This window comes from Pseudomonas sp. GYB4201 (assembly GCF_056312595.1).
In genome coordinates this window covers 185,664-206,940 of record NZ_JBWGIG010000005.1, presented here as the reverse complement: position 1 = coordinate 206,940, position 21,277 = coordinate 185,664, and the positions used below count along the sequence as shown (strand labels likewise).

General features: G+C 64.6%; 19 protein-coding genes and 1 pseudogene. 8 read left to right on the top strand and 12 right to left on the bottom strand.

The window, feature by feature from the left end:
- Positions 1–45: 45 nt before the first annotated feature.
- Together AC0Z2B_RS06965 and AC0Z2B_RS06960 are read left to right on the top strand one after the other, a co-directional pair.
- Positions 46–1,025: pseudogene (locus tag AC0Z2B_RS06965) on the top strand (AAA family ATPase); the annotation flags it as partial.
- The gene (locus tag AC0Z2B_RS06960) at positions 1,025–2,356 is read left to right on the top strand and encodes a DUF58 domain-containing protein (protein WP_476295713.1); all 1,332 of its coding nucleotides are present in this window, start codon (positions 1,025–1,027) and stop codon (positions 2,354–2,356) included. The pseudogene AC0Z2B_RS06965 and the gene AC0Z2B_RS06960, both read left to right, overlap by 1 nt.
- A 45-nt stretch (positions 2,357–2,401) precedes the next feature.
- Here AC0Z2B_RS06960 and AC0Z2B_RS06955 read toward each other — a convergent pair whose 3' ends face one another.
- A complete protein-coding gene (locus tag AC0Z2B_RS06955) occupies positions 2,402–2,743 on the bottom strand; it encodes a PilZ domain-containing protein (RefSeq protein ID WP_416426737.1) in 342 nt (113 codons plus the stop codon).
- A 104-nt stretch (positions 2,744–2,847) separates the two neighbouring features.
- Entirely contained in the window at positions 2,848–3,222 is a 375-nt protein-coding gene (locus AC0Z2B_RS06950; RefSeq protein ID WP_476295695.1) for a tetratricopeptide repeat protein, read from the bottom strand.
- 179 nt (positions 3,223–3,401) lie between these two features.
- Between AC0Z2B_RS06950 and pyk the strand changes: the two genes are divergently transcribed.
- Complete coding sequence (gene pyk / locus AC0Z2B_RS06945) at positions 3,402–4,853, top strand: pyruvate kinase (RefSeq protein WP_473004401.1); 1,452 nt, start codon at positions 3,402–3,404, stop codon at positions 4,851–4,853.
- Positions 4,854–5,071: 218 nt separating this feature from the next.
- Positions 5,072–7,663 (top strand): NHL repeat-containing protein, encoded by a 2,592-nt coding sequence (locus tag AC0Z2B_RS06940; RefSeq protein WP_476295694.1) that lies wholly within the window; start codon positions 5,072–5,074, stop codon positions 7,661–7,663.
- On the opposite strand, the gene AC0Z2B_RS06935 is transcribed toward AC0Z2B_RS06940, so the two are convergent.
- Positions 7,656–8,891, bottom strand: a complete 1,236-nt coding sequence (locus AC0Z2B_RS06935) for a hypothetical protein (RefSeq protein ID WP_476295693.1) — start codon at positions 8,889–8,891, stop codon at positions 7,656–7,658. The genes AC0Z2B_RS06940 and AC0Z2B_RS06935 overlap by 8 nt on opposite strands.
- A gap of 141 nt (positions 8,892–9,032) precedes the next feature.
- Here AC0Z2B_RS06935 and AC0Z2B_RS06930 point away from each other — a divergent pair, with 141 nt between their 5' ends.
- Together AC0Z2B_RS06930 and AC0Z2B_RS06925 are read left to right on the top strand one after the other, a co-directional pair.
- Positions 9,033–10,355 carry an NHL repeat-containing protein gene (locus tag AC0Z2B_RS06930; protein ID WP_476295692.1) on the top strand — a complete coding sequence of 441 codons (1,323 nt, stop codon included), beginning with the start codon at positions 9,033–9,035 and terminating at the stop codon, positions 10,353–10,355.
- A 105-nt stretch (positions 10,356–10,460) separates the two neighbouring features.
- Complete coding sequence (locus tag AC0Z2B_RS06925; protein ID WP_476295691.1) at positions 10,461–11,825, top strand: NHL repeat-containing protein; 1,365 nt, start codon at positions 10,461–10,463, stop codon at positions 11,823–11,825.
- Here AC0Z2B_RS06925 and AC0Z2B_RS06920 read toward each other — a convergent pair.
- On the bottom strand, positions 11,754–12,692 hold the full coding sequence (locus tag AC0Z2B_RS06920) for an iron-sulfur-binding ferredoxin reductase (protein ID WP_476295690.1): 939 nt from the start codon (positions 12,690–12,692) through the stop codon (positions 11,754–11,756). The two genes, AC0Z2B_RS06925 and AC0Z2B_RS06920, sit on opposite strands and share 72 nt — an antisense overlap.
- Positions 12,685–13,791, bottom strand: coding sequence for a GGDEF domain-containing protein (locus AC0Z2B_RS06915; RefSeq protein ID WP_476295689.1), 1,107 nt, complete (start codon positions 13,789–13,791; stop codon positions 12,685–12,687). Before AC0Z2B_RS06915 ends, AC0Z2B_RS06920 begins: the two co-directional genes overlap by 8 nt.
- A gap of 336 nt (positions 13,792–14,127) precedes the next feature.
- On the opposite strand from AC0Z2B_RS06915, the gene AC0Z2B_RS06910 reads away from it, so the two are divergent.
- Positions 14,128–15,651 carry a fumarate hydratase gene (locus AC0Z2B_RS06910; RefSeq protein ID WP_416426750.1) on the top strand — a complete coding sequence of 508 codons (1,524 nt, stop codon included), beginning with the start codon at positions 14,128–14,130 and terminating at the stop codon, positions 15,649–15,651.
- A 45-nt stretch (positions 15,652–15,696) separates the two neighbouring features.
- Here the strand turns inward: AC0Z2B_RS06910 and AC0Z2B_RS06905 are convergent, their stop codons facing one another.
- The 5 genes from AC0Z2B_RS06905 to AC0Z2B_RS06885 all read right to left on the bottom strand — a co-directional run bounded on the left by AC0Z2B_RS06905 (position 15,697) and on the right by AC0Z2B_RS06885 (position 18,637).
- The gene (locus AC0Z2B_RS06905; protein WP_476295688.1) at positions 15,697–16,047 is read right to left on the bottom strand and encodes a type II toxin-antitoxin system HicB family antitoxin; all 351 of its coding nucleotides are present in this window, start codon (positions 16,045–16,047) and stop codon (positions 15,697–15,699) included.
- Positions 16,047–16,295: a type II toxin-antitoxin system HicA family toxin gene (locus AC0Z2B_RS06900; RefSeq protein ID WP_476295686.1), complete on the bottom strand. Its 249-nt coding sequence runs from the start codon at positions 16,293–16,295 to the stop codon at positions 16,047–16,049. Before AC0Z2B_RS06900 ends, AC0Z2B_RS06905 begins: the two co-directional genes overlap by 1 nt.
- A gap of 171 nt (positions 16,296–16,466) precedes the next feature.
- The gene (locus AC0Z2B_RS06895; RefSeq protein ID WP_416426752.1) at positions 16,467–16,784 is read right to left on the bottom strand and encodes a ribbon-helix-helix domain-containing protein; all 318 of its coding nucleotides are present in this window, start codon (positions 16,782–16,784) and stop codon (positions 16,467–16,469) included.
- Between the two features lie 10 nt (positions 16,785–16,794).
- Entirely contained in the window at positions 16,795–17,376 is a 582-nt protein-coding gene (locus AC0Z2B_RS06890) for a DJ-1/PfpI family protein (RefSeq protein WP_416426753.1), read from the bottom strand.
- A gap of 103 nt (positions 17,377–17,479) precedes the next feature.
- Complete coding sequence (locus AC0Z2B_RS06885) at positions 17,480–18,637, bottom strand: phospholipase D-like domain-containing protein (RefSeq protein WP_476295685.1); 1,158 nt, start codon at positions 18,635–18,637, stop codon at positions 17,480–17,482.
- Between the two features lie 289 nt (positions 18,638–18,926).
- On the opposite strand from AC0Z2B_RS06885, the gene AC0Z2B_RS06880 reads away from it, so the two are divergent.
- Positions 18,927–19,874, top strand: coding sequence for an antitoxin Xre/MbcA/ParS toxin-binding domain-containing protein (locus AC0Z2B_RS06880; protein ID WP_476295684.1), 948 nt, complete (start codon positions 18,927–18,929; stop codon positions 19,872–19,874).
- A 13-nt stretch (positions 19,875–19,887) separates the two neighbouring features.
- Here the strand turns inward: AC0Z2B_RS06880 and AC0Z2B_RS06875 are convergent, their stop codons facing one another.
- Entirely contained in the window at positions 19,888–20,187 is a 300-nt protein-coding gene (locus AC0Z2B_RS06875; protein WP_476295683.1) for an amidase, read from the bottom strand.
- On the bottom strand, positions 20,184–21,275 hold the full coding sequence (locus AC0Z2B_RS06870) for a serine hydrolase domain-containing protein (protein ID WP_476295682.1): 1,092 nt from the start codon (positions 21,273–21,275) through the stop codon (positions 20,184–20,186). Before AC0Z2B_RS06870 ends, AC0Z2B_RS06875 begins: the two co-directional genes overlap by 4 nt.
- Between the last annotated feature and the right edge of the window lie 2 nt (positions 21,276–21,277).

The window sequence follows — 21,277 nt, the reverse complement described above, 5'->3', positions numbered from 1 at the left end:
ACGTCCACGACGAACGCGACCAGCCCGTGCCCGCACCGGCCAGCCAGTCCCCCGAACACCTGGCCCAACAGCGCCACCGCGCCAGCCTGCTGGCCCAGGCCCTGCGCACCGAGCTGGGCAAGGCGGTGATCGGCCAGCCGGCGGTGATCGAAGACGTGCTGACCGCGCTGATCGCCGGCGGCCACGTGCTGCTCGAAGGCGTGCCGGGGCTGGGCAAGACCTTGCTGGTGCGGGCCCTGGCGCGCTGCTTTGGCGGCGAGTTCACGCGCATCCAGTTCACCCCCGACCTGATGCCCAGCGACATCACCGGCCACGCCGTGTACGACATGCAGACCGAGCAGTTCAAGCTGCGCAAGGGCCCGTTGTTCACCCACCTGCTGCTGGCCGACGAGATCAACCGCGCCCCGGCCAAGACCCAGGCGGCGCTGCTGGAAGCCATGCAGGAACGCCAGGTGACCCTGGAAGGCCGCGCCCTGCCCATCGCCCAGCCGTTCATGGTGCTGGCCACGCAGAACCCGCTGGAACAGGAAGGCACCTACCCGCTGCCCGAGGCCGAGCTCGACCGCTTCATGCTCAAGCTGCGGCTGGATTACCCGGACGCCGAGCAGGAGCTGGAAATGGTGCGCCAGGTGAGCCGTTCGGTGCGCGCCGACATGCTCGACGTGCAGCCCCTGCGCACACTGTTGCAGACCAAGGACGTGGTGGCCCTGCAACGTATCGCCAGCGAGCTGCCGCTGGACGACCAGGTGCTGGACTACGCCGTGCGCCTGGCGCGCGCCACCCGTAGCTGGCCCGGCCTGTCCATCGGCGCCGGGCCGCGGGCGTCGATCGCGCTGGTGCGCGGTGGCCGCGCGCGGGCGCTGTTGCGCGGCGGCGATTTCGTCATTCCCGATGACATCAAGGGCTGCGCCCTGGCGGTGCTGCGCCACCGGGTGCGGCTGTCGCCCGAGCTGGATATCGACGGCCTGTCGGTGGACCAGGTGCTGCGCCAGGTGCTCGACCAAGTGGCGGCGCCGCGCCTGTGATCAAACCGTCGCGGCTCCTGCTGGCCTGGCTCGGCGCGCTGCTGGTGGCCAACCTGATCCTGGGCAGCCTGGATGCCTGGGGCCTGGTGCTGCCCGAGGGGCTGCAAAGCGTGGCCTGGGGCATGCTGCTGGCGTTGCTGCTGTTGGGCGCGCTGGACGCCTGGCGGGTGCACCGCCAGCCCTCGCCGCGCCTGCACCGGCAGGTGCCCGGCAGCCTGCCGCTGGGGCGCTGGAGCGAGGTGCGGCTGGACATCAGCCATGATTTCGACCGGCCGCTGCCCCTGCAGGTGTTCGACCACGTGCCCGACGGCCTGGGCTTCGACGCCCTGCCCCAGGCCATCGACCTGCAGCCAGGCCAGGACAGCCAGCTGGGCTACCGCCTGCGGCCGCTGCGCCGCGGGCATTTCCACTGGGAGCGCATCGAGGTGCTGCTGCCCAGCCCGCTGGGGCTGTGGTTGCAGCGGCGTTTCATCGCGGTGAGCGACAGCACCCGGGTGTATCCCGACTTCGCGCGGCTGTACGGCGCACGCCTGCTGGCGGTGGACAACCTGCTCAGCCAGTTGGGCGTGCGCCAGCGCCAGCGCCGTGGCCAGGGCCTGGAATTCAACCAGCTGCGCGAGTTTCGCGAGGGCGACGCCCTGCGCCAGATCGACTGGAAAGCCACCGCCCGCCAGCGCATGCCCATCACCCGCGAATACCAGGATGAGCGCGACCAGCAGATTATTTTCCTGCTCGACTGCGGCCGGCGCATGCGCAGCCAGGACGGCGAGCTGGCGCACTTCGACCATGCCCTGAACGCCTGCCTGCTGCTCAGCTACGTGGCGCTGCGCCAGGGCGATGCCGTGGGGCTGTCGACCTTTGCCAGCGAACAACAGCGGCACCTGGCACCGGTGAAAGGCGCGGCGCAGCTCAACGTGCTGCTCAATGCGGTCTACGACCTGGACAGCAGCCAGGCCCCGGCCGACTACGCAGCGGCGGCCGAACGGTTGCTGGCGCGGCAGAAGCGCCGGGCGCTGGTGGTGCTGGTGACCAACCTGCGTGACGAGGACGATGACCAACTGCTGGGCGCGGTGCGCCGCATCGGCCGCCAGCACCGGGTGCTGGTGGCCAGCCTGCGCGAAGAAGTGCTGGACGAACTGCGCCAGGGACCGGTGCAGACCTGGCAGCAGGCGCTGAGCTACTGCGGCACCATCGACTACCTCAACGCCCGCGCCCAGTTGCATGAGCGCCTGGGCGCCCACGGCATACCGGTGCTGGATGCGCGGCCGCAGGAACTGGGGGCGCAGTTGGTGACACGCTACCTGAGCTGGAAGAAGGCGGGAACGTTGTAGGGGGAAACCGCAATCACGTAGCAGCGGCCGCAAGGCCGCGTCCGTTCAGGCCGACTCGTTCATCGGGAAGCTGAAGTAATCACGCAACGCCACCACCAACTGCTCGTACTCGGCATTGGCGTGCAGCAGCTGAAAGCCGGCGTCGTAGTGCCCTGGCGTCACGTCTTCGTGGCACCACAGGCAGGCCGCGGTCAGGTTGATGACCTGATCGGGTAGTTTGATCTGCAGTTCGAAATCCGGGCCAACCAGCAACGGCAGGTTGCTGATCAGCATCAATCCCTCTTCGTCGACATTGCCCAGGAATCCTATGGGCTGACCCGTGAACCGGTTGAAGACTTTCAGATAACACGGCAGCTGGTGACGCTCGATGCGGCGTTCGGTAAACATGTTCTCATCGCAGTTTAAAGATCACCGCCCATGATCTCACCCGGCCACCCTGGCTAAAAGTGAAGAACGACCAAGCGCCAGCCCACCCGACGAACAGTCACTCATCAATGGGCATCCTGGGGCTGCGCCGTAGCCACCGCACTGCGGTAATGCCCCAGCTGCTGCAACGTGTCCAGGCGCGCGCGGGCGCGGTAAGCGTATTCACTGTAAGGATACTGGGTGATGATGAACTCGTAGGTCTGGCCGGCGTCCAGGAACAGGTTCTGCCGTTCCAGGCACAGGCCACGCAACAGCGACACTTCCGGCTGCACGTATTGACGCGTGCGGCTGGTACGGTCGACCTGGGACAACTCCAGCATCACCTTGTTGCAGTTGCCGTAGTCGTACTGGCGGTACGCTTCGTCCAAGTGATGGTCCATCGACCAACGGGTACAACCGACGACACTGGCCGCCAGGGCTAAAACGATGAGGATTCGCATGGGTATCTCCTGTCCTGAGCGGTTTATCGACCAGGCCGCGGAATTCTTCAGTGCCGCTCGACCGGGGGGCTTGCTTGAGTATCGCCCACTGCCATGCCACCAAGGTAGTGCAGAGGAACAATGACTACAGCGCCCGAGAGGAGTAGCCTTTCGCTGCGCTTCAATAAAGGAGTCAGTGCATGACCGTTCGCCGTACCAAAATCGTCGCTACCCTTGGCCCTGCCAGCAACTCGCCGGAAGTGATCGAGCAATTGATCAAGGCCGGCCTGGACGTGGCCCGTCTGAACTTTTCCCACGGCACGCCGGACGAGCACAAGGCTCGCGCCCGCCTGATCCGTGACATCGCTGCCAAGCTGGGCCGCCATGTCGCGCTGTTGGGCGACCTGCAAGGTCCAAAGATCCGTATCGCCAAATTCGCCAACAAGCGTATCGAGCTGAAAGTCGGTGACGCGTTCACCTTCTCCACCAGCCACCCGCTGACCGAAGGCAACCAGGAAATCGTCGGTATCGATTACCCGGACCTGGTCAAGGACTGCGGCGTGGGCGACGAGCTGCTGCTCGACGACGGTCGCGTGGTGATGCGCGTGGAAACCGCCACTGCCGACTCGCTGCACTGCTCGGTGTTGATCGGTGGCCCGCTGTCGGACCACAAGGGCATCAACCGTCGCGGTGGTGGCCTGACCGCCCCGGCCCTGACCGAGAAAGACAAGGCCGACATCAAGCTGGCCGCCGAGATGGACCTGGACTACCTGGCCGTGTCGTTCCCGCGTGACGCCTCCGACATGGAATACGCCCGTCGCCTGCGCGACGAAGCCGGCGGCACCGCCTGGCTGGTGGCCAAGATCGAGCGCGCCGAAGCCGTGGCCGACGACGAGACCCTGGACGGCCTGATCCGCGCCAGCGACGCGGTCATGGTTGCCCGTGGCGACCTGGGCGTGGAAATCGGCGACGCCGAGCTGATCGCCATCCAGAAGAAGATCATCCAGCACGCCCGCCGCAACAACAAGGCGGTGATCGTGGCGACCCAGATGATGGAGTCGATGATCCAGAACCCGATGCCTACCCGTGCCGAAGTATCCGACGTGGCCAACGCCGTGCTGGACTACACCGACGCGGTGATGCTGTCGGCGGAAAGCGCTGCCGGCGCCTACCCGATCGAGGCCGTGCAGGCCATGGACCGCATCTGCAAGGGCGCTGAAAAGCACCCGATGAGCATGAAGTCCAGCCACCGCCTGCACACCCAGTTCGAGCGTTGCGACGAGAGCATCGCCCTGGCGGCGATGTACACCGCCAACCACTTCCCGGGCGTGAAGGCGATCATCGCCCTGACTGAAAGCGGCTACACCCCGCTGATCATGTCGCGCCTGCGTTCCTCGGTGCCGATCTACGCGTTCTCCCCGCACCGCGAAACCCAGGCCCGTGCCGCCATGTTCCGTGGCGTGGTGCCGGTAGCTTTCGACCCGGCCGCACTGCCGGCCGACAAGGTCAGCCAGGCTGCCGTCGACGAGCTGCTGAAGCTGGGCGTGGTTCAGCAAGGCGACTGGGTCATCCTGACCAAGGGCGACAGCTACCACACCATCGGTGGCACCAACGGCATGAAGATCCTGCACGTCGGTGACCCGCTGGTGTAATGCCCGGCGCTTCACCCAAAGCCCCCGGCGCGCGAGCACCGGGGGCTTTTTCATGCGCCCCGTAGCAGCGGCCGCCAGGCCGCGTCATGTTCCTTACCCCGTCTATTTTTTTCCGGAATGGCGAACGGTGAATATTCACTGACTGGTATTTCTGACAGTAGTCGCGCCCCCACTATCAGCGCAGGCTAGCCCTTTGCCAGTTAGAAGGGATGCTCGCCATGTCTGTAACCTACGCAATCGACACCACGTTTGGCCACGAAGGCCTGCTGCCTCTGCCCCTGCCTGATGCATGGCCAGCGGTACCCGTGCCGGGCAGCCCGCTACTAATGGATGAAAAGGTGGTGATCTGCAGCCGCTCCGACACCGAAGTGCGGCTATTGAGGCTCGACCAGGCTGGTGCCATTGACACAGGCTTCGGCCACCAGGGCCACCTGAAAGTCCGGGTAGCCGCGATTGCCGCGCACCTGGCACGGGTGCCCGGAGGCTGTCTGTTGCTGACCACGTTAAGCGTGGCTGGGCGCGGCCAGGTCGGTGAACTGGCCGTTACCTTGCTGCACGAGGATGGCACCTGCGTCGAAAGCTTCGGACACGACGGCCACGCCCGCTTCAACGTAGGTCCGATCGGCGACCTCGCCGCCCTGCGGCTACCGTCGCTCACCAGCCTTGCCGAGGGTGACGGCTTCGTCATTGGCCTCTCCTGCCAGCCGGGCGGCCCAGTGCAGTGGCATGCCCGGGTTATTCGCCTGAACGGCAAGGGGCAGGCGGAATTTGCGCTGAACGGCAAACCCGAGCAATTCCAATACCCTGGCATGCACACCGTGCTGACTGACATCGGGGCGTTGCCCGATGGCAAAATCCTGGCATGCGGCGTGCGTTGGGCCGACGGCGACGGTAGGCGCCAAGGCTTTCTTGCCAGGCTGAGCCGCAATGGCCAACTGGACGCTTCATTCGGCCAAGGCGGTTTTGCCGGGCTGCGCGGGATCGGTCGCGACAACCTGTGCGCACGCTTGAGCCCTACACTGCCGCACGGCGGCCGTTGGCTGGTGGGCGTGTCTGCCTCCGGCGGCAATCGCGGCAGCCTGCTGACGGTAACGGCGCTGGAGCGCGATGGCAGCCCCCAACCAGGGTATGCCGGCTTGTTGCCGGTCGAACGTGCAAACGTGCAGATAGCCGCGCTGCACCTTGGCGCTGACGGCCACGCGTTGATCCTGGGCCACGACGCCAGCGCGGCCGGCAAGGGAACCTTCGTCGCCGGCCTGCTGCCCAGTGGCCGTTTCGATGGGCAATGGGGGCATGGCGCTGCCATTCAGTGGTTCGAGGCAGCCAGGCCGCAAACACCCAGCGTGCAGCCGGATGGCAGCCTGCTGATGCTCAGCCCTGACCATCCGGGCGAACCCACGATCCGCCGGTTGCGCGTGCACCGCGAACCTGCCACCGGCGCTCGTCAGCGCCTGCCTTCGGACGGCGTGCTGGACCCGGACTGGGGCGGTGACGGATCGATCCCTCTGTCTGAATTCTATTTCCTGCCACTCGTCAGCCTAGAGCCGCGCGCTGAAGACCAGCGGGTGCTGGTGGGAGCCGCGTTCGCCAACGTGGCGCACCTGCAACGCTGGACCTCACGGGCAATACCTGACGACAGTTTCGGCGATGAACAGGGTGAGTCGATCCTGGTCGAGCTGCCGGTGGACGACGACACCAGCCTGGTGCTCGGCGACCTGATCACCCTTCCCGACCAACGCATCCTGGTGCTCGCCCACGCCACCAACGGCAACGATTTCGCCCACCCGCTGGTAGCCCGCTTGTTGCCCGACGGAACCCTGGATACGCAATTCGGCGACGCGGGGATACGCCTGGTCACCGAAATCGACCTGTTTGCCGGCGGCAGCCCAGGCGCCTGGTACGGCAAGCCACCGACGCCCCGGGCAGTCGTGCTGGCGGACGGCAGCGTGGTGCTCGCTTTCGCCAACCCCCACGACGTGAACGCCGTGGACCAGTTGATGGTCATCAAACTGAGCCCTCAAGGCCAGCTGGACGACGACTTCGGCGAGGAGGGCATTTGCGCCCTGCGCTACCAAGGCCGTCCGACGGCCAGCGTTGCCATCGCCTTGCAGGACGATGACAGGCTGCTGGTGGCCGGCAGTGTCGATGGCAAGGCACTCTTCTGCCGCCTGCAACGCAACGGCACGCTCGATGAGACCTTCGGCGAGCAAGGCTTCACGGTGATAGACGGCAGCGGCCAGGGCGCCGGCCAGTTGCAGGTACATGACCTTGCGGTCAGCCCCATCGATGGCTCGGTGCTGGGTACCGGCCACTTGTTTCGGCAACAGGGCGCCGTGGCCGGCCCCCAAGGCATGCTGATCCGCCTGCTGGCCGATGGCAGCCTGCACCCCACCTTCAATAACCAGCGTTTGCTGAGCCTGTACCTGCCATCGCCCAACGGCCCGGTCCCTTGCAACCTGCTGCGCAGTGACTTTGATGCACGCGGGCTTATCCTCGTGGCTGGCAATACCGAGCCGGTGCCCAACATGATGCTGGCGCGCCTGATGCCACACAATGGCAGCCCGGATCCCAGCTTCGGCGACGGTGGGTTCATCTTCACGCCGAAGCGCGACGATGAACCGTTCGAGGAAGCAGGCAGCCATGCGCTGCAGCAGGACGGCAGGATCCTGCTGATCGTCAATAGCCACGAACAGCAGATCAGGCTGCGGCGCTACCTGCCCAACGCCGCGGTTTCAGCACCACGGGCTGCCTGGCAAGGCTTCGCCCAGTGGCTACGCCGGCACTGGGGCAGGGTGTCGAAGCTCAGCTGAAGTGGTAGCGGCACACCAGGCCGGCTCGCGACGGCGAATGCGAGCCGGCTGCCAGCCATTTGCCGTCGCGCTGCAGCTTCAGGTCCCAGAACCCGAAACTGTTGTCCACGAACAAGGTGCCCTGCGGGCCGAACGCTTGATGCGGGGTGCCATCCAGGCCATGGCAGGTCAGCACGCCCTTGGACTCCACAAGGTTCAAGGCGTGATCCTGCCCCACCCCGCAGATCAGGCCGTCGAGCCCGGTCTCGAGGCGTTCAACGCGCAGGCGGGCAGCATCGGGGTCGAGCAACAACGGCTTTTCCTGGTTGAATCGAGGATCAAGGGTGCCGTCGGGCAGCAGGCTGGCGAGCAAGCCTTGATTGCCAAGGAAGCCACTGACCTGGAGTCGGTGCTCAGGTGACTGGAAGATCGACAGCAAGCGGGCCTGTGGAAGGTCGACTAACGCAACTCCCTCTTTGCCGAAGCTCGCATCGATTTCGCCTTGCGCGGTCAAGGCAACGATCAAGGTTTGATTCCTGGCATCGCAACGCCCGGTCAGCAACATACGGCCGTCCTCCAGGGTAGTGGCTGCCGGCAGTTCGCATGCGCTGTCTTCATAGACGATTTCCTGATAGCCCCTGCCGTGGTACCCGGTATCCAGCTTGCCGTTGGCCAGCAGGCGAATGACAAAGGTCTGTTCGTCGTTGACCACGAAAGGAATGACGAAGTGAGCAGCGGTGCCCATGACAGCACCCACCTGCGCAGCTGGACGAGCACCAGCCTGCGCCGCGCTCGCCACCCGCGCTTGGCGCAGCTCATCGAAAGGCACCACCGTGAAGCCTTGGTCACCGAAGCTGATGTCCAGGCTGAGATCCGCGTTGACCATGGCGAAACCGGGCACCCACAGCGCCTCGCCTTCGCCTTCAAGCCAGGCGGTGAACAACAGGCGGCCATCGGCCAGTTCCTGCACGCCTACGCCTTCTTCGAACTCATGGCCCTCGAATTCGAGGGGGATGTAACGGGCATGACCTGAAGGGCCGTCTGGCTGCCCATTGCTGTCGAGCGCAATCAACAGACCCCCTTGGCGATCTTCATCCGATGTGGCCAGGACTATCGAGCCATCTGCGCGCACGGCCATGGAATAAACACTGTTGGCAACGAGGTCCCCCAGCAGGGTTTTATCGCAAACAACCATGCCCTGCTTGCCAAAAGCAGGGTCAAGTCCAAAGGATTGTTGGGCGTAAATCATAGAGTTTGCTCCGGGTAAATGAGTAAACCCCAACAGTGCGCGCGATCTGCGCAGCGCGATACTGGTAGAACTAGCAGGTCCGCGCGCCACCCTGGCTGCGGTGAAATAGCCGCTTATTTCACCCACACAGGGAGGTGCAGCATGCACTCACGCACAACGACCCACCGCGAATCACCCCTACCCCTGCCCCGCGCACTCAGCCAGGCACTGGAGCACCAGGTGCTGGATATTGATGGCGACATCAAGGCCATCGCCCAGGTGCCGGGCAGCGACCAATGGCTGGTGGCGATCGATTCGGGCTACGGGTTCTGCGTGGCCCGCCTGCACGCCGACCTGACCCTGGACGACAGCTTCGGCTTGCCAGGCAGGGGCTATTTCTTCGACAGTTTCGACACCGCAGGCTTTGCCTTCACTGCCGTGAACCAGCTTGCCTGGGTAGGCGACAAGGTGCTGGTGGTGGGCGCCACCTGCGACTTCGATGTAGACCGCATCGCCCTCGCCCGCTACCACGCCGATGGCCGCCCGGACCTGTCCTTCAATGGCGACGGCAAGCACATCCTCGAACTGCCCCATTCGCGCCACCGGCCACGCAAACAACGCAGTGGCACCACCCATTCGGCGATCTTTACCCCGCAGACACCCGTGGTGCTGGCCGACGGCGGCGTGGTGCTGTTTTTCCTCGAAACCTGCGAGCAGCATCCCGACGGCCGGGCGTTCCTGGTGCGCCTGGATGCGGCCGGCGCACTGGATACCGGCTTCAACCAGCAAGGCTTTGCCCAGGTGCAGTTCGAGGGCCGCGGCGTGGTGCCCCGGGGTGTCGTCCGCCAAGGCAATGACCTGCTGCTGTACGGCGCCACCTGCCCGGACGACGAAGGCGCCACCCAGGGCCTGATCGCCCGGTTCGACGCCAATGGCCACCGCGACATGACCTTCAACGGCACCGGCTTCATTGTCATCGGCGACGCCTGCACCCGGGCTGTGCTCAGCCAGGTCAGCGTTGACGAACACCACGAGATATACGCCGCAGGCACCTTCGGCAGCGAGCTGTTGGTGACCCGCCGCCGCGCCGACGGCAGCCCGCACGCGGACTTCAACACCGGCGTGCCGCTGCTGGTCACGCTGCCGTTCGAAGTTACCGCGGTAAAGGCAGTGGCTCGTCAGGGTGATTCCCTGCTGCTGGCGGCCACCGCCGGCGCCAGCGAGTACAAGGGCACCCTGGTGCGCCTGGGGGCGGACGGCACGCTGGATACCACGTTCGCCGGCGGCGCCGGCTACCTGATGGCCGAACACGAGTCGGAATACCTGGCGCTGGGGCTGGAACGCGATGGCGCCATCATTGCTGCGGGGTATCTGTACCAGCAGGGGTATTACGCGTGGGTGCGGCGTTTTGATTGCAATGCGCTGCGACCCGTGCAACGCCCCTTCGGCAAGGAGCACCAGCGAAACCGACAGGCAGTAGGCTAGGGCGCACCTGTCAGTTCTTACAGTTTCGCGGCCAGCCCATGGGTTGCTTAATGGTTAGCGACGACACCGTTCCCGGGGTCGCCTCCATCATTGAGGAACATGACCATGGAAAATCCCGATCAGCCATTTGCAACACTGCTTGCGAAAATCAAGGCGTCACGGGCTGCCAGCCGGCCCGTCCACTTCGCCAGCGTCGAGGACTTCGAAGGTGAAATCGTCGCCATTCAGCCATTGCCGGACGACAAAAAGCTGCTCGCCATCCAACTTGCTGACGAGTTCGTGCTGGCTCGCGTGAATGCCGCACTGCAACTCGACCCCAGCTTCGGCGCAGGGGCCGGCTTCATCGCGGACGTGTTCAGCCATGAGCTCTTTGGTTACTCGGCAGCCTACGGCATCGCCGTCGGCAACGATGGCATTTTCCTGGAAGGCGAGTTCTTCGACTTCTTCGAATACACAAGCCTGGCAGCGCTGGCCAAATACAGGTTCGACGGCAGTGTGGATGCCAGCTTTGGCCAGGACGGCAAGCTGGTGCTGGAGCAATTGCCTGGGCGCGCCGCAAGCGGCCGGCGCGGCCTTGCGCGACGTTCTGCGCCGCAGGTGCCTTCGCACCTGCTGCTGGACGATGACAAGCTTGTCTTATTGCTGCTTGAAGCAACCTGGGAAAACTCCGACGGCACCACGCAGCTGATCCGCCTGAATGCCGACGGTACCTTCGATACCACGTTCAATCACACTGGCGTAGTGCATGTCAGTGTCGGTGGCCTGGAGATCAACCCCGGCGGCCTGCACCGGCTCGAGGGTAACAAGTTGCTGGTCTACGGTGGTACCCAGCCGGCGGAAGGCAGCGCCTATGCAGTGGTGGCGCGCTATACCCAGCACGGCCAACCGGACGATACCTTCAATGCCGAGTCGTCACCGGGATTCATTGCCATTGGCGAGCCGTCCCACCGGGCGCGGTTCGGCGCCCTGTTAGTGGACGAGCACGAGGACCTTTTCGCCATCGGCAACCTGGACGGCGACGTGCTCATGGCTCATTGCAAGAAGGACGGCCGCCCAGCCCCCGAGTTCAATGACGGGCAGCCCTTGCGCTTCGCGCTGCCACAGGTGCCGCTGGAGCGGTTCTACGCGGCGCATTGGCAGAAAGCCGAGTTGGTGGTGGCCGGTACCGCCGCCCTGGCCGGACAGCGCCGGGGCGTGCTGCTGCGCTTGAGCCGCAAGGGCGAGCTGGACGCAGGGTTCGGCCAGGGCCAGGGTTTCAGCGTGGCCCCTGTCGAGTCGGAATATTTCGACGTGCTGGTGGAGCCGAACGGCGACATCCTGACCGGTGGCTATTTCGCCGACCCGTTCGACCATGCCTGGCTGAAAAACCATGGCCCTAATGGCGAGACTGCCCTGCCGTCAGGATCTGACGGCAAACGCATCCATCAGTATCTGGTTGCGCGCCACCCCCGCCAGAAACAGGCGCTTTGAATAGGCCTCCACGCTGGATGGGCCGCCACACACCAGCGCCCAGGTCTGGCGCGACGTAGGCCTGAGGCCTGAGAGGGCTTGCTCCCAGTGCTCTGGGACCAGCAATTGCACCTGCATGCCGGGGTGCTGGCTGGCCAGGCTGGCCAGCTCCCCAGCCAGGTAGTGCTCATTGGCATCACGCGCCAGGTGCACCACCCGGATCGCCCCCTGGTGCCCCTGCCGCAACGCCTCACGCAAAATCCCATACAACGGCGCCAGCCCGGTGCCCGCCGCCAGCAGCCACAGCGGCTGGTCCTGCCAGTCCGGGTCATAATGCAGGGCGCCGCCACGCAACTCGCCCAGGCGCAGGGTGTCGCCCGCCTTCAAGGTGCGCGCCACGTCGACGAAGGCGCCCGGCTGGCGGCAGTCGATGTGAAACTCCAGGAAGCGATCTTCCTGGGGCAGGCTGGCCAGCGAATAGGGCCGGGCCACGCCGGTCTCGGTCCACAGCACCAGATGCTGGCCGGCCTGGTAGCGCAGCGGCCGCCCCGGTTGCAAGCGCAGCCGCAGCACGTCGGGGCTGGGCCAGTCGCAACTTTCCACCCGCGCCGGCAGGCCATCGGCCTTGGGGTCGAACACCGCCACGCTGAGGTCGTCGACTACCTCGCACTGGCACGCCAGGCGCCAGCCTTCAGCACGCTTGCCGGCGTCCAGCGCCTCGGACTTGCGGTCCAGCGGCTCGCCGCGCAGGCAATGCACCAGGCAGGCGTGGCAACTGCCGGCACGGCAGCTGTACGGCACGTTGAGGCCCTGGGCGTTGAGGGCGTCGAGCAGGTTCTGGCCCGGCGCCACCGACCAGCGCTGCTGGCCGACAGTGAGTTCAGGCATCAGCGGCTTCCCAGGCGGCCGCGCAGCGGTTGCGGCCGGCGTGCTTGGCACGGTACAGCGCCTGGTCGGCACGGTGCAGGGCGTCGTCCAGGTCATCGCCCTCCAACAGCAGGGTCATGCCTACCGACAGGCTCAGGTTTTGCACGTTCAGCTCACCCAGCTCGGCGGTGGCGAAGGCCAGGCGCAGGCGCTCGCAGCACACGCTCAGGCGCTCGGTGTTGGAGTCGGGCAACAGCAGCACGAATTCCTCGCCGCCGTAGCGGGCCAGCACATCGCCGTCGCGCAGGCAGGCGGCGGCCACTTCGGCGAACACCTGCAGCACCTGGTCGCCGGCGGCGTGGCCGTGCACGTCGTTAATGCGCTTGAAGTGGTCCAGGTCGATCAATGCCAGGCCGTGCTGGCTGCCAGCGCTCATGGCCAGCAGCTCGCGGCCGGCCAGGCTGAGGAAGTGGCGGCGGTTGTACAGGCCGGTCAGCTCATCGGTAGCCACCAGGTCCTCGAGCTGGCGCATCATGCCGCGCAAGGTGTCCTGGTGCGCCTGCAGCGCGTAGCGGCGCTGGCGCATGCGCTGGCGCGAGGCCTGCACATAGCTGGCGTACAGGCACAGCCACACCAGCACCACGAACAGCACGCACACCTGGATGGCCGCCAGGCCCGGGTCGGGCAGCTGCAGTTGGTAGCCTTCATAGAGGTTCAGCCCCGCGAAGCTGAAGAACACCAGCACGGCGCAGCGCACGAACACCCGGCGCGTCAGGTGGAACAGGCCGAACAGCAGGATCAACAGGTACAGCACCAGGAAAGTGCCACGCGCGCCGTCCAGGTTGGCCATCAGCCAGGTCTGCCAGCCCAGCGCCAGCAGCACCTGGAACTCGGTCAGGCTGGGGTCGCGGAAGCGGCGGTTCCAACCCTTTGAAAACACCAGGGCCAGGGCGCCCTGGGTCACGATCACCAACAGCGTGGTGACCACCGTGGTGGTGATCGAGGCGCGAAAGTAGTCGCTGAGCGTTGCCACCCAGGTCAGCATCAGCACCAGCACGTACGTGCCAGCGGCTAGGGTGAAGCGCTTGATCAGCAGCTTCTGTAGAAGTTTGTCGGTCACTCGTTGACTCACCGTGCTCAAAGGGATCCCTTCCCGTCCTGGCACCGAACGGCGCTATGGCCAGATGCCACTTTAGTGCTACCCGTCAAAAATAACTATCCAAATTTGCAACCGCTGTATAACAGTTCTGTACAGCTTTTTACTTTTCCAGTGCGCCGATAACCGCCCCGCCTTTGACTATCGGCGTGTGTCGGTGGCCGCCAGGTGCGGTATACTGCCGCGCCTTTTTTGCGTCGGTCGCAGCTGCCCGGCGCGTCTTGAAAGGTCGTTTCGATGGTCGCCCGACGTGTCGAAATACCTTAACGAATGTTCCCGTCTTTAAGAGGAGCGCGCCGCATGACCGTGATCAAGCAAGACGACCTGATACAGAGCGTCGCCGACGCCTTACAGTTCATTTCCTACTACCATCCGGTAGATTTCATTCAGGCCATGCACGAAGCCTACCTGCGCGAAGAGTCGCCGGCGGCCCGTGATTCCATCGCCCAGATCCTGATCAACTCGCGCATGTGCGCCACCGGCCACCGGCCGATCTGCCAGGACACCGGCATCGTCACCGTGTTCGTGCGCGTGGGCATGGACGTGCGCTGGGATGGCGCCACCATGAGCCTGGACGACATGATCAACGAGGGCGTGCGTCGCGCCTACAACCTGCCCGAGAACGTGCTGCGCGCCTCGATCCTGGCCGACCCGGCCGGTGCTCGCAAGAACACCAAGGACAACACCCCGGCAGTCATCCACTACTCCATCGTTCCCGGCAACACCGTGGAAGTGGACGTGGCGGCCAAAGGCGGCGGCTCCGAGAACAAGTCGAAGATGGCCATGCTCAACCCGTCCGACTCGATCGTCGACTGGGTGCTGAAAACCGTGCCAACCATGGGCGCCGGCTGGTGCCCACCGGGCATGCTGGGCATCGGCATCGGCGGCACCGCCGAGAAAGCCGCGGTAATGGCCAAGGAAGTGTTGATGGAATCCATCGACATCCACGAGCTGAAGGCCCGTGGCCCGCAGAACCGTATCGAAGAGATCCGCCTGGAGCTGTTCGAGAAGGTCAACCAGCTGGGCATCGGCGCCCAGGGCCTGGGCGGCCTGACCACCGTGCTCGACGTGAAGATCATGGACTACCCGACCCACGCCGCCTCGCTGCCGGTGTGCATGATCCCCAACTGCGCCGCCACCCGTCACGCCCACTTCGTGCTGGACGGCTCGGGCCCTGCGGAGCTGGAAGCACCGGACCTGGACGCCTACCCGGAAATCGTCTGGGAAGCCGGCCCGTCGGCCCGCCGCGTCAACCTCGACACCCTGACGCCCGAAGAAGTGCAGAGCTGGCAGCCAGGCGAGACCATCCTGCTCAACGGCAAGATGCTCACCGGCCGCGACGCCGCGCACAAGCGCATGGTGGAAATGCTCAACCGTGGCGAAACCCTGCCGGTGGACCTGAAGGGCCGCTTCATCTACTACGTCGGCCCGGTTGACCCGGTGCGCGAGGAAGTGGTTGGCCCGGCTGGCCCGACCACTGCCACGCGTATGGACAAGTTCACCCGCCAGATCCTCGACCAGACCGGCCTGCTGGGCATGATCGGCAAGTCCGAGCGTGGCCCGGTCGCCATCGAAGCGATCAAGGACTACAAGGCCGTCTACCTGATGGCAGTGGGCGGCGCGGCCTACCTGGTGGCGCAAGCCATCAAGAAGTCGCGCGTGGTGGCCTTCGAAGAGCTGGGCATGGAAGCGATCTACGAGTTCGACGTCAAGGACATGCCGGTTACCGTTGCGGTAGACAGCAAGGGTGAGTCGGTACACATCACCGGCCCTGCGATCTGGCAGCAGAAGATCAGCGAAAGCCTGGCGGTGGAAGTGAAGTAAGGCCACAGGCCTTGCGTTGAAAAAGCCCGGCCTGTGCCGGGCTTTTTATTGGGCTTGTGCGTGGGTTCCCAGGTATTCACTCAATGCCTGGCGTGTCAGGTCATTGAGCGAGATGCTCAGCCGCGCAGCGGCAACGCTCGCCGCCAAGTGCAAATCGTGCCCAATCCTCACATTGAACGAGCCCTTGCAGGGTGTTTCGGGAGCTTGTCCCAAGGTTTCGCACGTAGCAAGATAGTCTTCGACCGCTTCACGGAACGCCTCACTGAGTTGGGCTACCGTTTCCCCTTCATAGCTGACCAACGCTCGAATGAACTGGAGCTTGCCAAACAGGCAATTATCTTCGGGACTCGCTTCTATCGAGCCGTAATAGCCACGGTGTTGAAGCAATTTGCTCATCAGATCAATCCTCCTGCTTTCAATTGCTCGATGATCTGTTTCTTGATGTAAAACTTCAATTCATTACCGGGATGAGGCTTATGCAAGCTGATCATTGCCAACGGATTGCCGTTGTCAAACTTGACCCGGCTGCCGTCACCCTCGATCAACGCATACCCCAAGCCTCGAAGGAGTGTGACAAGCTCGGCCCAGGTGAAAAGACCCTGCCTGTTCAGCAGCTTGACGAGTAGTTTTTCATGCTTGGACATTACACCCCTCTCTTGGTTGCGACTAATTTTAGTTGCAAACAAAAGCGAAGGTCAAAGGGCGATGAACCCGTAGCAGCTGCCGCCAGGCGGCGTCCCGGCGCGCCGTGGTGTGCCTGCAATCCGCGCGGGGCCTGGGACGCGGCCTGCGGTCGCTGCTACAGGGCGGTCAGGTCAGGCGTGGGCGGTCATCGGTACGACCGACGCCGCGCGCGGCACCGCCGCCACCGCGCGCCGCTGGGTCAAATAGCGCATGCAGCTCACCCGCAAGAACGAGGCGAAATTCACTACCTCGCCACGGTAGTCCATCACCTCTTCATAGAGCTTGGTGATCAGCTGATTGGTGCTCATGCCGTCCACCTCGGCGATTTCGCTGAGGATGTCCCAGAACTGGTTCTCCAGGCGCAAGGTGGTCACCACCCCGCGGATGCGCAGCGAGCGCGAGCGGGACTCGTAGAGGATGGGGTCGGCTTTTACATAGAGCTCGCACATGGGCAAATCCTCACAGGATGATCTGGGTCCCCAGCAACCCCAGGAAGCCCGCCAGCCAGGCGGGGTGGGCGGGCCAGGCCGGGGCGGTGGCGAAGTTGCCCTGCACGTGGGCCTGGTTGACCTCGATGTCGACATAGCGGCCACCGGCCAGTTTCACCTCCGGGGCACACGCTGGGTAGGCGCTGCACTCGCGGCCTTCCAGCACGCCGGCCGCGGCCAGCAGCTGCGCGCCGTGGCACACCGCGGCAATGGGCTTGCCGCTCTGGTCGAAGGCCTGCACCAGTTCCAGCACCTTGGCGTTCAGGCGCAGGTACTCGGGCGCGCGGCCGCCGGGAATCACCAGGGCGTCGTAGTCACCGGCACGCACCTGGGCGAAGTCGAAGTTCAGCGCGAAGTTGTGCCCGGGCTTCTCGCTGTAGGTCTGGTCGCCCTCGAAATCATGGATGGCGGTGCGCACGCTCTGCCCGGCGGTCTTGTCCGGGCACACTGCGTGCACCACGTGGCCGACCATCTGCAGGGCCTGGAACGGCACCATCACTTCGTAGTCCTCGACGTAATCGCCGACCAGCATCAGGATCTTTTTCGCGGCCATGCTGTGACACTCCTATAAGACAGCGTAGATAACTTCACGCCTATCACGTTAGCCCCCTGGGTTGGCCACCGGGTAATACGCGGTTACTACTCATCGGAAAGTGTCATTCGCGGCGCCCGAACACGGTGATGGTCAGCCGGTCCAGCCAGCCGAACACCCGTTGCTGCACCCTGCCCCACAGGGGGCGCCGCCGCCAGTCTGCCAGCTCGACGCGCTGGCTAGCCTGGAAGTCGGTGGTGAAGCTGCGTTCCACCGCCAGGGTCAGCGAGGCGTCCAGCGCCTCGACATTGGCCTCCAGGTTGAAACGCAGGTTCCAGTGGTCGAAGTTGCACGAGCCGACACTGACCCAGTCGTCGATCAGCACCATCTTCAAATGGGAAAAGCACGGCTGGTATTCAAAGATGCTGACCCCAGCCTTGAGCAGCCGCGGGTAATAGTTATGCCCGGCATAGCGCACCGAGGGATGGTCAGTGCGCGGTCCGGTGAGCAGCAGCCGCACGTCCACCCCACGCGCCGCCGCCCGGCGCAGCGAGCGCCTGACCTTCCAGGTGGGCAGGAAATACGGCGTGGCCAGCCAGATACGCCGCTGGCCACTGTTGATGGCGCGCACCAGCGACCGCAGGATATCCCGGTGCTGGCGGGCATCGGCGTAGGCCACGCGCCCCAGGCCGGCACCGCTGGCCGGCACCCTTGGCAGGCGCGGCAGGCCGAAATGGGTGGCCGGCCGCCACGCCGTGCGGCGCAGGTTGGCGCGCCACTGGCGGTCAAAGAGCATTTGCCAGTCGGCCACCAGCGGCCCCTGGATCTGCACCATCACTTCATGCCATTCACTGTCGGGCTGGCCTGGCTGCCAAAATTGGTCAGTCAGCCCGGTGCCGCCCACCGCTGCCCATAGCTGGTCGACAATCAGCACCTTGCGATGATCGCGGTACAGGTTGCGCAGGCCCCGGCGCAAACGCACCGGGTTGTACCAGCGCAGCTCCACCCCCGCGTCGCTCAGCACCTGGCGCAGCTCGGCGCTCAGGGCCAGCGAGCCGTAATGATCGAACAGGCAACGCACGGCCACACCACGCCCGGCCGCCTCGGCCAGGGCCTGGATGACCACCTGGGCACACTGGCCGGACTCCACCAGGTACAGCTCCAGGTCGACCTGCTCGCGAGCCCCGGCGATGGCCGCGAGCATGGGCGGGAAAAATGCCGGGCCGTCGACCAGCAGTTCGAACTGGTTGTCGGGGCGCCAGGGAAAGATGGGGCCGGCCATGCAACCTCCGGTTACAGATTGTCAGGCCAACCTTAACCGGGCACCGCTCAGGTAGCAAAAAACATTACAAGTGCTCCGAATTGACGCCGAAGTCCAATATTAGGTCTCATTCCGAAACACAAGAAGGACACCCCAAGAGCCAGGCACCCTTTATCATCTTGCTCCTGGCGCTTGGCTGCGCAATAATCTGTCCCAACAACTAACCCTTGCAACCGGTGTGGCATGACCATCTGGTTTGAGGGGGAAAAAGCCGGCGAAAGCCGGTTTTTTCGTTTATGGAGCATCGTCAATGCATGGACCAACGGCTTCGACGCCGCTGCGAACCCGAATCTACATCGACGGCTACAACCTTTATTACGGCTGTCTGCGCAACACAGCGTTCAAATGGCTTGACCCGATAGCTCTATGCGAGCAGCACATTCTGCCCTCCATCCTGGCACCGGATCATCTCCTTCGCCCACGCTCTTGGGTACTCCTTCCGGCGCCCTCCCTGAAGTTCTTTACAGCGCGAATCATTGAAAGCGTGGCCAGCGATCCTGACTCGGTTTCATCTCAAGCCAGGTATCACAGCGCATTGCGAAAACTCCACGGCACCCGTATCGAGCTAATCGAAGGGTACTACGCTGTAAACCCCATGAAGGTGCGTCTGATCTGTGCAACTCAGCCAAAACGCCTACCCAAGGATTGCGACACCGGGTTGGCCTGGAAGGTGGAGGAAAAACAATCAGATGTGAATTTAGCCTTGCACGCGTACCACGATGCCTTGACCGGCACCGTCGATCAGGTCGTTGTCGTGACCAATGACACCGACTTGGCTCCGGCCCTGGAAATGATCAGAGCTAATACATCCGTTCGAGTAGGTCTGGTCATTCCCACAACCGGCCATCATCGGCATCCAAACAGCGAACTGGTAAAACTGGCCCACTGGGTTCGAAAAAGAATCGATACCCGCGAACTGGCGGCATCGCAGCTGCCTCGCGTCATTGCCGGCGGGCGCCAGGCAACCTTGAAGCCAGAGTCCTGGTACGCAAACCCCCAACGCTTGAAGCAGGTGCTTGGACCGGTGATAGATGCCAAAGGGAGTCGAGGCGCAGCGTTCAAATGGATGGAAGCACCCAACCCATTCCTGGGAGGGCGACCTCCCATGGAGCTGTTGGAGACAGAGCAAGGCACCGAGCAAATCCTGAGCTATATCAATGACTGGCGAAGCCGCCGTGAACCTGCTCAGGAACCGTGACGCCCGTTCAATTTCAGCGTTGTAGCCGGCACCCCTGCCGCGTGCCAGCCCACACCGCCGTGGCGCCCTGCCCCAGCCCCCGCGCCGACACCCGGGTGTTGGCCGCGTCATCTTCCAGCGCACTCAAGGGCAGCCACTGTTTGATGTAGCCGGCGCAGTAACCGGCCGATTGGCCCATCACGTAGCGGCACGAGCAGTATTCCTTGGCGCTGTAGGCGCTGAGGATGCCGGGAAACGACAGCAGCGCCACGCGCTCGTGCCACAGGGACAGGCCCAGGGCCAGCACGATGATCACCGTCACCCCGCGCCTCATTGCGCTTTGCCCTGGGCGAACGCGGCGATGGCCAGTTTCAGCAACTGGTTGTGCTGGTAGCTGGCGTCGCGGTCATCGCCGTAGCGGACGATGACCAGCTTCTGTTCGGGCAGCACGTACAGCGCCTGGCCCCAATGGCCCAGCGCGGCGAAGGTCTGTGGCGGGGCGTCGGGCCAGGGGCGTGGGGCATCGCCCACGGGCTGGTTGAGCCACCACTGGCCACCGCCGGTGGCTTCGCCTGGCTCGGCGACGGCGTGGTCGAAGGGCCGACGATTGAAGGCCACCCAGGTTCTTGGCAACAGCTGCCGGTCCTGCCAGCGGCCGTCGCGCAGCATCAAAAGGCCCACGCGGGCCAAGTCGCGGGCGCGCAGGTAGGCGTAGGAAGAGGCCACGAACACACCCTTGCCATCGGCCTCCCACACCGCCTGCTCAATGCCCAGCGGCTGGAACAGCGCCTGCCAGGGATAGTCGGGATAGTCGTGGGCGCCAACCATTTGCTGCAGCGCCGCCGACAGCAGGTTGCTGTCGCCACTGGAATAGCGGAACACCTGGCCCGGCGCGGCAAAGCTGTCGAGGCCGGCGGTGAACGCGGCCATGTCATCACGGCCTCGGGTGTAGAGCATGGCCACCACCGAGGAGTACAGCGGCGCGTATTCGTAGTCTTCCTGCCAGTCCAGCCCCGAGGCCCAGTGCAGCACGTCGGCCAGGTGCACCTCGGGGTGGCGGGCCATGGCCGGGTAATAGGTGGCTACCGGATCATCGAGCTGGAAGCGACCCTGGCCATAGGCGACACCCAGCACGCAGGCCATCAGGCTTTTGCTGATCGACCAGGTGCTGTGCAGGGAGTCGGCGGTAAAGGGCGGCGCGTAGCGCTCATAGACCAGGCGCCCGTCGCGAATCACCACCAGGGCGTCGGTGCGCACCCCGGTACGGGTGCTGTCATCGCGCGGGGGGAAGGCGTAGTCGGCCAGGGCCTGCACCGCCGGCGTGGGCGGTTGCAGGGCCTGGGCCCATTGCTCGCCGGGCCAGTCCTCGGCAAGGGCTGGCAGGGCGAAAACAGCGAGGAGGCAGAGCCAGGGTGTGCGCATGG